Here is a 13357-nt window from a genome sequence, read left to right on the forward strand (position 1 = left end):
TCGCGGGCAAGCCCGCTCCCACAGGGATCTGCGCCAGGCGCTGATGTTGTGGGCACTACCTAACCAGTGTGGGAGCTGGCTTGCCTGCGATGGCGGTGGTTCAGTTAAACATCCAGTGACTGGCACACCGCTTTCGCGGGCAAGCCCGCTCCCACAGGGATCTGCGCCAGGCGCTGATGTTGTGGGCAATGCCTAACCAGTGTGGGGGCTGGCTTTGTTTCACATGAGGCGTGTCAGAAGCTGTAGGTACCGGTGACCACCAGGCTTCGCGGCTCCCCCGGTTGAATCTGCGCCGCACTGGTCGCCGAGGCGTAGTAGTTTTTGTCGGCGATATTGTTCAGCGCTGCCCGCACGTCCCATTCTTTCTGACGGAACCCGGCCAGCGCGTCCCAACGGCCATAACCCGGCAACACCACAGTGTTGAGGTTGTCGGCATAACGATCACCCACCAGGGTCAAACCGGTTTCCGCGTACCAGCCCATCTGGGGTTTCCAGGTGATGAACAGGCTGGCGTTGCGCTTGGCCACGTCGCTGATACGTTTGCCCTCAAAGCCATTGTTGTCCTTCTCGACCTTGGCGTCCTGCAGGCCCACGCCGCCGCGCACATACCAGTTGTCGACGATCTTGCCGGTGGCGGTCAGCTCCACGCCGCGTGAGCGTTGCTCGCCGGTGAGCAGGGTAATGGTGCGGTCCAGCGGGTCGGTGGTGCGGCGGTTGTAGAGTTCCAGTTCGTACACGGCCAGGGTGGTGCTCAGGCGCTCGTCGAACCAGTCGCTCTTCACGCCGATTTCCTTTTGCTTGGTTAGCTCCGGGCTCAGGTCGTTGGCGTTGCCGGTGGCGTTCGGCGTGATGCCGATCAGGCCGCCGCCGGCTGGCGAGAAGGTCTTGCTCCACGAGGCATAGAACGAGTGGTGCTCCAGAGGCGTCCACACCAGGCCGACGCGCGGGCTGGTGCTGTGGCTTTTCACGTTCTGTTGGATGTCGAGCAGCTTGTTGGTGGTGTCCACTTCGAAACGGTCGTAACGCAGCCCGCCCAGCAGTTGCCACTGGTCGTTCAAGCGCAGTTGGTCCTGCACATACAGGGCGCGGCTTTCGACTTCAGTGTGGTTGTTACTCGACAGTCGCATGCTGCCGGTGTGGCTCAGGCGGCGATTAGGCTGGTTGAGGTCCAGGCTCGGCACTGTCCTGCCATCCCGAGCGGAGTACAGCTTCGGATCGCGGCGCTGGCTGCCCAGCTCAATGCCGGTGAGCAAGCGGTGCTCCAGGCCAAAGGTGTCGAAACCGCCTTCCAGCTCCAGGTTGTTGAACACGTTGCGGGTGGTCAGGTCCTGCTGCCAGTGTTGGCGGGTGACGCTGTTGGTTTTCGGCTCGTAACCGGTCTGGTAGGTATTGTCGAAATCACTGTCGAGCTTGAACACGCCGAGGGTATGGCGCAGTTGCCAGTCGGCATTGAGCTCGTAGGCGAGTTTGGAACGCAGGGACTGGGACTTATCGTCGATGTAATCGCCGTGATCAAAGTAAGTGGTGCTGCGGCTCACATCCGCCGGGCGCCCGTTGACGCCCGGAATGCCACGGTCTGGGGTGCGGTTGTAGCGGCTGTATTCGTATTGCACCAGCCAGTTCAGCTCTGGAGTGAGCTGCCAGCTCATCGATGGCGCGAACAACTGGCGGTTGCCGCTGACGCCATCGCGAAAGCTGTTGTTGTCCTGGTTGCCCATGTTCAGGCGCAGGCTGATGTTGTCGGTGGGGTCGGTGCTCAGGTCGGCATACAGGCTGCGCAAATCGTTGCTGCCGCCTTGGGCTTCGATACTGGACTTTTGCCCTGGGGTTGGCATTTTGCTCACCCGGTTGACGATGCCGCCCTGGCCGCCTCGCCCGTAAAGCACCGCAGCCGGCCCCTTGAGTACTTCGATACGCTCGATGTTATGCAGGTCGCGCACGTACTGGCTGTCGTCGCGAATGCCATCCAGATAGAAGTCATTGCTGGCGTCGAAACCACGTATGCGCAGGCTGTCGAAGCGTGTATCGGCGCCGCTGCTGACGTTGGGGATACCGCTCAACGCCTGGCCCAGCTCGTTGGTGCCATAGGAGCGCAGGCTTTCGGTTTTGACTGAGTCGATCGCCTGGGGCACATAGCGAACAGCCGTCGCGGTGCGTGTGGCGGTGCTGGTCTCCTTGACCCGTGGGTCGTCTTCGTCTGCTTCCACACTGATCGAGGTTTCAGGCAAGACCGTGGCCGCACCGGCAAAACCGGCAGACAGCAGAACAGAGAGCCCAAGGGAGAGGGGCGTCAGGCGAGGGGCAGGCATGGGAGCGTATCCAAATGACGTGGCAGGAAAATTGTGCGCGAATGGTAATGCTTTGCATTTGCGCGTGTTATCTATTCCCTAACGTCCGCTCTGTCGGATTTGTTACTTAATGTGTTTCGAGGGGGATTCAAGGCGCTTTTCAGGCTTTCATCCCTGCGCCTCCGCTCGCCGCTTAGACGAATATCGCCTAAATACAGACGATTCACGAAATTGACACATAGTTCAACGCCCGCATAGGATTGCGCCCAACGCCTGTGGCTAACCACCATGACTAATCCAATAAAAAAAGGCCCGCGGCAGTTCAGTCGTCCGCGGGCCTTCTTTTTGCCGGCAAAGTCGACACCAGAAAAAGCAATAGGAGCCTGGTGTCACAGCGCGTACTCAACCCGTAATAAGGAATATAAGAAAATGTTGAAGCAACGGATGAGTCTGATCGCTCTGGGGATTTTGAGCGCATCGACAGCAATGGCAAACGACCAGGAGCAATCCAAGGGTTTCGTTGAAGACAGCCACCTGAACATCGCAGCACGTAACGCCTACATCAGCCGTGACAAAAAAAATGGCGAGAAGGACAAGGCTGAATGGGGCCAAGGCTTCATCGGCAAGTTCGAGTCCGGCTTCACCCAAGGCACCGTGGGTGTGGGTGTGGATGTGATTGGCCAATACGCTATCCGCCTGGACGGTGGTAAAGGTCGCGCTGGCGCCGGCGGCATCGACTTCTTCAAGCAGGGCAACGGCACTGTTGATGACAACGGCCAGCGAAACCCAGGCTCGGCACCACACGACCTGGCCAAAGGCGGCGCTGCCGTGAAGTTCCGCGTTTCCAACACTGTACTCAAGTACGGTGATCAGTTCCCGGCTGTGCCTGTGCTGCAGTACGACAACTCTCGCCTGTTGTCGGAAACCTACACCGGTACTTCGATCGTCTCTAAAGAGATCGCCGGTCTGCAACTGGACGCGGGTCATTTCACCAAAGAAGCGCGCAAGAGCATGGAAGGCACCGACAGCGGCCGCCTGAAAAGCATCGACTACATTGGTGGTAGCTACAAATTCACCGAAAGCCTGTCGGCTGCCCTGTACGCCTCCGACATGCAGGACGTGCTGAAGAAGCAGTACGTCAACGTCAACTACGTGCTGGCCCTGCCAGAGAAGCAGTCGCTGACGTTTGACTTCAACGGCTACAAAACCAAGCTGGACCGCAGCTTCGCCCTGGAAAACCAAGGTGATGCGGACGCTCGCGACAACAAGATCTGGAGCCTGGGCGCTACTTGGGCCGTTGGCGCGCACAGCTTCACCCTCGCTCACCAGCGCAGCACCGGTGACACCGGCTACCTGTACGGTGGCTACCGCAACGCTGGCGGCATTGGCGACGGCGGCAATACCATCTTGCTGGCCAACTCCTACTGGTCCGACTTCAACGGCAAGGACGAGCGCTCCTGGCAAGCAGGTTATGGCATCGACTTCGCCACCTTCGGCGTACCGGGCCTGACCTATAACATTGCCTACGTGCGCGGCACCAACATCGACGACGGCACTGGCCGTGGCGATGGCACCGAGCGTGAAATCTGGAACCAGTTCAAGTACGTGGTACAGAGCGGCCCAGCCAAAGACCTGAGCCTACGTGCTCGCGCCTCGTGGTTGCGCGTTTCCAACAACGCCAGCAACTACAACACAGGCGGTAACGAAATCCGTCTGTTCGCCGACTACCCGATCAACGTTTTCTAATTGATCGAATGTCGTGCCTGATGCCAGGCAATAAAAACCCCGACTGGTTCGGGGTTTTTTATTGCGCGCCGGCTAAGCGGGTGACCTGGAGGTGCACATACGCCACCCGCTTATTATTCGTTCAAGGCGCTGTTAAATAGCTGACTGTGCATAAAGTCTATGAAGACTCGCAGCCTCAGTGAAAGGTGTTTGCTGGAAGGCCATACAAGCCGAAAGACTCCGGTATGAACCGTATAGTCCGTCAGCACTTGCACCAATTCGCCGTTCTTGATGGATTGGGTCGTCATGAAATCAGGCAGGCAGGCAACGCCCAAACCTGAACGAGCCACATCGACAATCACTTCAGTCGTGTTGCACACCATTGTTTGAGGCAGCTCGAAATCCGGCTCTCCAGCCGCAACGCGTAAAGGCCAAGGTTCCACTTTTCCCGTCGAAGGAAACTTGTGCAGCAGGCATGAATGCATGGCCAGATCCGCTGGGCGTTTGGGTACTCCATACGCTGCGAGATAGGCTGCAGACGCCACAATCTGCAGCTGGAAGCCCCCCAGCCGTTTAGAAATCAGCCGCGAATCAGTGGGCTCGCCTGTGCGTAACACGGCGTCAAAACCTTCCTCGATAACGTCGACCATGCGATCAGAAAAGTCGATGTCGAGTTCTATTTCCGGGTAGGTGCGCATGAACTGAATGATTGCCGGCATGACGAGGCCGCTGACGAGAGGCAGGCTGATTCGCAATTTGCCCCTCGGTTTTTCACGTGCGTTGCTCAGCTCCATTTCTGCAGCTTCAAGCTCTGAAAGTATTCGTCGACAGCGTTCAAGAAACAGTGAGCCTTCCAGCGTCAGGGCGATGCTTCGCGTGTTGCGCTGGAAAAGACGTACCCCGAGCCTGTCCTCCAGCCGACCGATACTTTTACCGACGCCCGACGAAGAGATGCCCAATCGTTTCCCTGCCTGGGTAAAGCTTCGAGTCTCAGCCACCAATACAAATAATGAAATGCTGCCAAGCGACTCCAACGGATGGCCCTCACTGCGGACACAAGAGTCCGATATGTTCGGATTATAGGCCTGTTTTTGTTTGGAGACGCAAGCCCTAACCTTTGGATGGGCCGATCACCGCAGACAACTGTGCGCGAAGGACCGACACCTGCGCATATCAATGAAGGAACCATTCAGATGAACTCAACACACAGCGCTCAGACGGCTCCCCCGTTATTGAAGTGGCTGCAGCTTTTCGCAGCTTGCCTCACAGGCGTACTCATTCCGCTTTGCTTTACCGGGCCAGCCGTAGTGCTCTCTTCCATCAGTGCTGCCATGGGTGGATCTGCTGTAGAGCTCAGTTGGGTGGTCAACGCTTATATCCTTACTTATGGCAGCGCCATGATGGCGGCGGGGAGCCTGACGGATATCTATGGACGCAAGCGGGTATGGCTGATTGGCCTGGTCATCTTCGTGTTGTCTACCGTCGCTATTCCCTTTTCTTCGACTGTTTTGCAGATCGACATCCTGCGCCTTGTGCAGGGGTTGGGCGGAGCAGCGGCGTTCGCTGGCGCCATGTCGTCATTGGCCCAGGTGTTCCACGGCGCAGAGCGCACCAAAGTATTCAGTCTGCTCGGTACGACGTTCGGCATTGGGCTAGCCTTCGGCCCGCTGGCCGCGGGAGTATTAGTCGATTCGGCAGGTTGGAAGTGGACGTTCCATGCTACTGCATTGATAGGCATCGCGGGCTTCGTGCTCGTGTGCGTGAGTGCGACGGACTCTAAAGATCCGGCTAACAACGGTATGGATTGGCCGGGAGCTCTGAGCTTTACGGCCGCATTGACGTTGTTTACCTATGGCGTCCTTCTCGCGCCAGAGGATGGTTGGGCCAGTCCCATCGTGTTGGGCTGTGTCGCTGGCGCGATCGTTCTGTTCATGATCTTCGTGGCGATTGAGCGTCGTGTCAGTAGCCCGATGCTCGACCTTTCATTGTTCAAACAAGCCAAATTCGTAGGCGTGCAGATTCTTGCAGCCAGCCCGGCGTTCTTTTTTGTCGTGCTCATTATCATGCTGCCGGCACGATTTATCGGGGTCGATGGACTCAGTGCCCTGCAAACCGGAAAAATGATGATTGCGTTGGCTGCACCGTTGTTGTTTGTACCGTTTCTAGCGGCCCAGCTCGCGCGTCACTACACCTCAGGGATGCTCTCGGCAGTCGGGCTGGTGTTGGTGGCTGCCGGGCTGTTCTGGCTGGGTGTTGTGCTGGATAGCGGTGCCAGCAATGCAGTGATGCCCATGGCGCTGATCGGTATCGGCATTGGCCTGCCTTGGGGGTTGATGGATGGGATGGCCGTCAGCGTGGTGGAGAAAGAACGTGCGGGAATGGCGACTGGCATTTTCAACGCTGTTCGTGTGTCCGCCGACGGAATAGCGATCGCCATCGCTGGTGCGTTGCTGGCGACGTTTATTCAATGGGGGCTGTTCGACGCCGCTACCCATTTTGCTGTGGATCAGATTATGGGGGCCTCCAGCCGGGCAGCGCTCGGCGATCTGCACAGCGCAGGTAATCAGCTGCCAGGGCAGTCGGAGCTGTTGCGCCTCGAGTATGCGAAAGGGTTTCGGCACCTGCTGTTCATCCTTGGGGCTGGTAGCGTGCTGACGGCCATTGCTGTGTACGCAACACTGGGTCGAGTCAGCGCGCATGATCATCAACCGGCGGAAGCAGTCCGCCCGGTGATCGTGGGTGACGGCGAATGATTGGCCAGATGCAAACGAGCGACGATTCCAATCGAACTCACCCTGCGTTTTCACGTGTGTTTGCGCCTGGCCATCTTACGTTTGGGCTGATCGCGCCGCTGGAAGGGTATCCCGATCGCATGGCACCCACCATGCAGGATCATGTCGATCTGGCGCGCCAAGCCGACATCGCGGGTTTCTCCGCGATATGGCTGCGCGACGTGCCCTTGCTGGACCCGGAGTTCGGGGACGCGGGGCAGATGTTCGATCCGCTGGTGTACGCCGCTCACTTAGGCGTGGTTACTCAACGTATCTGCATCGGCACTGCCGGCGTGGTGTTGACGTTGCGCGATCCCTTGATGGTTGCCAAGCAAGCCGCGACCCTTGATGTGTTACTGCAGGGGCGCTTTCTGCTTGGGCTCTCAACGGGTGATCGGCCCAGCGAATACCCAGCGTTCAGCCGGGAGTTCGACAATCGTGCAGAGCGTTTCAGGGAGGGTTGCGAAGTGCTGCGTATAGCGACCCAACAGGCGTTTCCCACGTACGAGTTTTGCCACTATGGCAGGCTCGACGGCACCCTGGATTTGCTTCCAAAGCCCTGGTCTACGGCAATGCCGATGCTTGCCGTTGGCCGTTGTGGTCAAGACATGAAGTGGTTGGCGTCGAATATGGATGGATGGCTCTGGCACCAGAGTGACTTTGGCAGCCTGCCCAATTTGATTGAGCAGTGGAGGTCTTGTTCTGCGCCAGGAACGTTCAAGCCATATGGTTATGCGACATTCTTCAATCTGGAAGAAAATCCCGACGCTCCGTTGAAGGTGGGGCGAGGCATAAGCACCGGACGCAATGCGCTTATTGATTTGTGGGAGCGACAACAAGCGCAAGGTGTTTCACATGTCGCATTGAACCTGAAGCCGTTACGTCGCCCTGCCAAAGATGTCTTACAGGAGCTAGCAGAATATGTGCTGCCGCATTTTCCAGCCCAGGGAGCAAACCTTGTCTGAACAAAACGCGCCGTCAGCTCAGGACTTGTTGAATCAAAGCATGGTTGTCCCACGCAGTCCGCTACGTATGTGGCTGGCAGGTTGGATGGTGGTGTCGGTGTTTATTCTGTCCAATACCGCGACCCCGCTCTATGTCGTGTGGCAGGGGCAACTCGGGTTTGCATCTTCGACCCTCACGTTAATATTCGCGGCCTATATTCTGGGGCTATTGCTCAGTTTGCTGGTTGCCGGGCAAGTCTCTGACCGCTACGGGCGCAGGGTGGTACTCCTGCCGGGCCTGGTCTGCGCGATGTCGGCTGCATGGTTATTCAAGTCCGCCGAATCGGTGGAGAGTTTGCTGTTCGCAAGGCTGCTTACAGGTATTGCCGTAGGGATCATTGTCTCGGCGGGGATGGCAAGTGTGGTGGATCAAGGAGGTCTACCGCGGCGAAGGTTATCTTCGCTAGTGGCCTCGATGTCAATGGTGCTGGGAGCAGGTCTCGGGCCCTTGCTGGCTGGCAGCTTTGCCACGTTTGCAAGTCAGCCGATCGAAAAGGTGTTTACCTTGGAGCTAGGGATACTTGCACTCGCTTTCCTGATCGCCTGGACGATGCCAGACGAAGCCAATAAGGCCCTGCCACGAGGCCATGCGAAATGGAGGTTCCCTTCGGTCGAGCGACATCATCGCCTTCACATACTGTTAGGAATCGCGCTGTTCGGTCCTGGCATTACAGCGACCTCATTTGTCTTGTCGTTAGGGCCATCGCTATTGGCAAGTCTGCTTAACATCAAGACGCCGCTGATGGCAGGAGCCACTGCGTTTCTAATGTTCATCTCGGCTTTCGTCGTCCAGATGGCGCTGCGCCGACGCACTGTGGAACATATCTTCTATTTCAGTGCCACTGCGACCTTCTTCTCGATGCTGGGTATCTGCACTGCGATAGCAATTTCCTCTCCCGTCGTCCTGATTATCGCCGCCTTGCTAGCGGGTGCGGGTCAGGGGCTGGGGCAGTTGGGAGGATTGACGTTAATCGCGTTAAGGATATCGGACAACAAGCGAGCGCAGGCTAACGCATTGCTCAATATGGGGGGCTATGTCCCTGCAGGTCTGCTGCCTGTAGCAACAGGTTTCCTGATCGATCGAACTGACTTGGCCTTCGGCGCTTATACGCTGGCGGGTCTGCTCGCTAGCTGTGCCCTGCTCGCCGCCTGGTTTGTTGCGAGAAATAAGCAAGAAGTTCACCACTACTGACGACCTGGGAGGTCATCATGCGCACGACAAAGTCCACCCCTGTAAAACCTAATCCAATGCGTGTCAGTCGTAACAAGATGCAACTAGGGGTATTTTCTACGAACACCGAGGGCGGCTGTACGGTGACGAATGCGCCCGAGCGGATTCGCGGGGATGACTGGGCGGGCAATCTGGAAATTGCAAAAGACGCGGACCGGGCAGGGTTTGAAGCGTTCATTCCGGTAGGCCGTTGGAAAGGCTTTGGTGGTGCCAACAACACCGGTGGCGTGTGTTACGAAACTTACACTTGGGCGGCGGGCATTGCCGCATTGACCGATCAGATCGCAGTGTTCACCACCTCGCACTTACCCACTGTGCACCCTCTGTTTGCCGCCAAACAGGCGGTTACGATTGACCACATCAGCGGCGGACGATTTGGCCTGAATATTTTGTGTGGCTGGTACGGCGCTGAGATGAGGATGTTCAGCGGTCACATGATGGAACACGACAAGCGATATGACTACGCTGAGGAATGGTTGCACATCGCGCAGAACGCCTGGCAGCAGCAGACGCCTTTTGATTTCAAAGGTGAGTACTTCACGATCTGCGACGCGATCTCTCAGCCACAGCCACTCAACAAGCCTTACCTTATCAACGCTGGCGGCTCCCCACGTGGAAAAAGGTTTTGTGCAGAACATTGTGATGCGGCGTTCTTGATCATCAAGCATTTGGATGGCGAAGCGGCGGTGCGTGAACAGATCGCGTCCTACAAGGATCTGGCCAAAAATGAGTTCGGCAGAGACCTCAAGATCTGGTGCTATGGCTACGTTGTTCAAAAAGACACTCAGGAAGAAGCTGAGGCGTACCTGGATTATTACGCCAACCAAATGGGCGACGATGAAGGATGTGACATCATCACGACCGAGTTGGGCATTCAGACCGGGATTTTCACTCCCGAGGATGCGGTTCGGTTCCGTTTCCACTTCAAGGCCGGTTTTGCCGGCGTACCGTTAGTGGGCACGCCAGAACAGATTGTAGAGCTCTTCAAGAAATATTCAGACTGGGGCATTGATGGCATCGCTCTCACCTGGTTGGACTACCACCAAGGCATCAAGGACTTCGTAGCGGGCGTTCAACCGCTCATGGAAGCGGCAGGTTTGCGCGAGCCGTTCCTCAGTGATGCATCGCCCGTGCTCAACGAGGCGCGCGAAGCTGTGGAAATGGTGTGATCGCTGGCCCCCAGGCGAATGCACCTGGGGGCCCAACTCCCCTTTAGAGCTCCAACATTTTCTGCGGATTGGCAAGGGTCACTTGCACGCGGCGAGCGTTATCCAGCTCAAACGTGTCAAACCACCGCTGGCTTTGTTCGAGCCAGTCGTTGACGTCCATCTGGCTCGTTTGGCCCAAATCTGAGCTGTAGACAACATTGGGGACGGTCGATAGCACCTCGCGAAAGTCGTCTTCTTGTTGATAGCCTAAAAGATAGGTGAGTGCGGTCTGCTCAATGAATACGTTAGGAGCCGTGGCGATCTCCAAAAGCTCGTCAGCCTTCAAATCAGTCAATGGATTGGCCGGCTGGTTGAGCATCAGGCGCGGCACGCCCAATCGAACAGATTCATCTACCAGAGCACGTACCTCGCGAGCGTCAGCGTGGCCGGTAGAAATGACCAGGGGGTAATCACACGCCATCTTGAGTATGTCCAGGGCCTGGGGCGTCAAGCGCCCGGCGTCTGTTGTGACGCGCAGAGGCTTGATGGGTTTACTTACCAACAATGGATGGCTGACATTTCGCGCGAGGGTACTGGTGTGCTTTCGTCCTGTCACCGTTGGGAAGTGCACAATGAAGCGTCCCGGTTCGTCGCCGCGCATGCACAGGCTACGCTCCACCACCCTGAAGTCGACACCGCCTGCAATCTCATTCAAAACCAAGGAACCACTGACAGGGAAACCCTGTGAGCGCGCTTCCCAGGCCTGCGCGGCAGTGCAGCCCAAGTGGTTTTTCAATACCACCCGGCCGTTGGCCGCTGCGTACAGTTTTCCGGCATCTATTGCGCCATGGCGGCGAACGAACGCGTCCGGGTTCGCGTGGTAGTGCAGGTCGATAAAGTTCAGGGAATGGCTGGTGTCTTTGAGCGCGTTCATGCCGCGTGTTCCGAGCGAGGTATAAGAAAAGTGTCGATAGCGTTCACAACCGAATCGAGATCGTCAGCCAACGGCCGCATGCCTCCCGCTCTTATGCACAGTGTGCGTTGGTGGGGTCCAGAGGTGCGTACCACGTGCGGTTGGTTGACAAGTTGGGAGCGCTCGCCAAAAACGCTCAGAACCCTTCCTTGGTATGCCAGTAGACTGTGACTGAGATCGATACCGGCTAACATCCCAAAACCACCTGAGAGGCGCTGCCCCTGTATTTCAAGATCAACACTGTTTTGGGTTTCTGGACTTTGCTGGGGGTGTTTGCCTTCGGGTAGGACGAGTGCATCCAGCAGACGCTTGGCCTCTTCAACGTGGCCAAGCTGTGCAAGTTCCGCCATTCTTCCAAGCCTGGCATCCAATATAGCGTCGGCTTTGGCTGGGGAAGAGAGCAGCAACAGAGCCGCCGTTGACGCAAGCGAGGAGGTACGGACCAGTTCCAGCGCCAGCGCGCCGCCCAAGGCGACACCGACAAGCACGTCGGGTATGCCCCAGGGTTGCAGCAACTCAGCCCAACGCTCACTGAAAGTGTTCAGCGTCTCATCGCAGGCAACGGGTATCGAGAGCGAATCAAACACCACCACCCGATAGCCTGCGCTGAGAAAATGACCTGTCAGCGGCGCCATAAAGGCGCCCTCGTCCCATGTGGGCATGACGGGGGAAAGTACAAAAACGCACTGTTTTCCTTGCCCATACACTTTGAATTGCACGTCCTGGTTCATTGTTTCGCTCCTGCAGAAATAACAAAGCCTACTTTTACAAGCAGGCCGGTTGTGCCCCGTGAGTCCGTTTAGAGGGTGCGTCCAAGCTTGGCGACAGTATCGGCATAGCCCTTGAGGGTGGCCTCGACTATCGAGCGCGCCGGCTGTACGTCCTTGATCAGATCGGCCACCTCGCCTGCCCAGATCGCTTTAGTCCCTACGTCGTCTGTTGCCAGTGCCCGTTCGTACTGGGGCCGCAACTCATCAAGGGCCAGCGAGAACGCCTGCTCGTTACCAACCCACGACTCGGAAAACTGGTTCGCGATCGCCCGACCGCTGTACTCTGCGGGCCAAGATATTCCGCGCACATCATCAAAGATGCGAGTTCTGACGGTGTCGCTTGCGACGGCGTGGAGCAGCCTGTTTTTCACACGCTCAGAGGGAAGCGCTTCGTCGCAGGCCAGGAATCGCGTTCCCATCATTACCCCGTCCATTCCGAGTGCCATGGCGGCGGCCATTCCTCGGCCATCAGCTATCCCACCTGTTCCGATCAGGATTACGCTCTCGCCCACGGCATCGCGAACTGCCGGGAACAAAGGCATGGAGGATCTGCGCAAGCTGTGCCCCCCAGCTTCTGCACCCTGCACGATCAATGCATCGGCACCGGCGTCGAGAGCGTATAACGCCTGGTCAACGTCATGTACTTGCACGATGACTTTGGCGTTCGCTTGATGAATGGGCTCGATAAATGGACGAGCGTCACCAAAGGACAGCGCTACAACCTGCGGGCCGAACTCCAGTGCCAAATGCAGTAGCTCGAAACGTTTCGCCACCGTGAACATGACCAGCCCGACGCCCCAGGGCTTGTTCAAATCCTGCATGAGCGACAACTGTTGAACCATCCAGTCAGGATCTCCGTAGCTTGCTCCCACCAGGCCTAGCCCCCCTGCGTTTGAAACGGCGGCTGCCAGGTGTCCTCCTGATGCACCTCCCATCGGTGCGAGGACCAGTGGGTGCTGGATGCCCAAGAAGGTTGTCAATGCTGAACGGATTGCGGCCATAACTTCTTCCTTGATCGAATATTGAATAGGCTTGGGTATTGCGCAGCGCCAAGCGCTGCGCATGCGATTGCAGTTAGCCGACAGTTTCGCGGGCGGTGGCAGGGGTGATGTAGGTGGCGACGGTGTACAAGTGATATTCCCAGGTACCGGTTTCTTTCAAGCGCGAATAACGTGATAAAAACTCTTCGTCGATGAAAAGCGATTCGAACTGCCCACGATCGCTCCACTGAGCCTGGTTGATGACCGTCTTGCCGTCTGTGCTCTTCATCAAACGGCTCCACTGAAAGGCACTGTACGTTCGCGCAACATAGTTGACCGTGTCCTCCAGTATTTCCACTGCGAGGTCCTGCGCGCCTTCTTCAACATGCACCACATTCACGAGATAAATCGCGGTGTCATCGGAAACAGATTGAGGATCAAACAATTCCATTTTCATGATTATCTTC

The 13357-nt window shown here is 57.2% G+C and carries 11 protein-coding genes; 5 read left to right on the forward strand and 6 right to left on the reverse strand.

The features are described 5' to 3' along the window. Positions 1-233: 233 nt before the first annotated feature. On the reverse strand, positions 234-2309 hold the full coding sequence (locus tag QK296_RS03570; protein ID WP_003187726.1) for a TonB-dependent siderophore receptor: 2076 nt from the start codon (positions 2307-2309) through the stop codon (positions 234-236). A gap of 408 nt (positions 2310-2717) precedes the next feature. Here QK296_RS03570 and QK296_RS03575 point away from each other — a divergent pair, with 408 nt between their 5' ends. Further along, positions 2718-4034 carry an OprD family porin gene (locus tag QK296_RS03575; RefSeq protein ID WP_003187728.1) on the forward strand — a complete coding sequence of 439 codons (1317 nt, stop codon included), beginning with the start codon at positions 2718-2720 and terminating at the stop codon, positions 4032-4034. A gap of 113 nt (positions 4035-4147) precedes the next feature. On the opposite strand, the gene QK296_RS03580 is transcribed toward QK296_RS03575, so the two are convergent. Next, a complete protein-coding gene (locus tag QK296_RS03580) occupies positions 4148-5047 on the reverse strand; it encodes a LysR substrate-binding domain-containing protein (RefSeq protein ID WP_003187729.1) in 900 nt (299 codons plus the stop codon). A gap of 159 nt (positions 5048-5206) precedes the next feature. On the opposite strand from QK296_RS03580, the gene QK296_RS03585 reads away from it, so the two are divergent. The 4 genes from QK296_RS03585 to QK296_RS03600 are packed head-to-tail and all read left to right on the forward strand — an operon-like array spanning position 5207 to position 10188. Then, positions 5207-6766 (forward strand): MFS transporter, encoded by a 1560-nt coding sequence (locus QK296_RS03585; RefSeq protein ID WP_003187730.1) that lies wholly within the window; start codon positions 5207-5209, stop codon positions 6764-6766. Beyond that, on the forward strand, positions 6763-7749 hold the full coding sequence (locus tag QK296_RS03590) for an LLM class oxidoreductase (RefSeq protein ID WP_094774391.1): 987 nt from the start codon (positions 6763-6765) through the stop codon (positions 7747-7749). Before QK296_RS03585 ends, QK296_RS03590 begins: the two co-directional genes overlap by 4 nt. After that, positions 7742-8980, forward strand: coding sequence for an MFS transporter (locus tag QK296_RS03595; protein ID WP_240520833.1), 1239 nt, complete (start codon positions 7742-7744; stop codon positions 8978-8980). Before QK296_RS03590 ends, QK296_RS03595 begins: the two co-directional genes overlap by 8 nt. 17 nt (positions 8981-8997) lie before the next feature. Beyond that, positions 8998-10188, forward strand: a complete 1191-nt coding sequence (locus tag QK296_RS03600; protein ID WP_003187734.1) for an LLM class flavin-dependent oxidoreductase — start codon at positions 8998-9000, stop codon at positions 10186-10188. Positions 10189-10231: 43 nt separating this feature from the next. Here the strand turns inward: QK296_RS03600 and QK296_RS03605 are convergent, their stop codons facing one another. The 4 genes from QK296_RS03605 to QK296_RS03620 form a co-directional block, all read right to left on the reverse strand. Next, a complete protein-coding gene (locus QK296_RS03605) occupies positions 10232-11101 on the reverse strand; it encodes a DUF6282 family protein (RefSeq protein WP_120247836.1) in 870 nt (289 codons plus the stop codon). Next, positions 11098-11871: a hypothetical protein gene (locus QK296_RS03610; protein WP_282390610.1), complete on the reverse strand. Its 774-nt coding sequence runs from the start codon at positions 11869-11871 to the stop codon at positions 11098-11100. Before QK296_RS03610 ends, QK296_RS03605 begins: the two co-directional genes overlap by 4 nt. Before the next feature lie 68 nt (positions 11872-11939). Continuing rightward, on the reverse strand, positions 11940-12911 hold the full coding sequence (locus tag QK296_RS03615) for a nitronate monooxygenase (protein ID WP_003187738.1): 972 nt from the start codon (positions 12909-12911) through the stop codon (positions 11940-11942). A gap of 73 nt (positions 12912-12984) precedes the next feature. Continuing rightward, complete coding sequence (locus QK296_RS03620; RefSeq protein ID WP_003187739.1) at positions 12985-13347, reverse strand: hypothetical protein; 363 nt, start codon at positions 13345-13347, stop codon at positions 12985-12987. Between the last annotated feature and the right edge of the window lie 10 nt (positions 13348-13357).

Source organism: Pseudomonas sp. AL10, assembly GCF_029960685.1.
GTDB lineage: Bacteria > Pseudomonadota > Gammaproteobacteria > Pseudomonadales > Pseudomonadaceae > Aquipseudomonas > Aquipseudomonas lactis.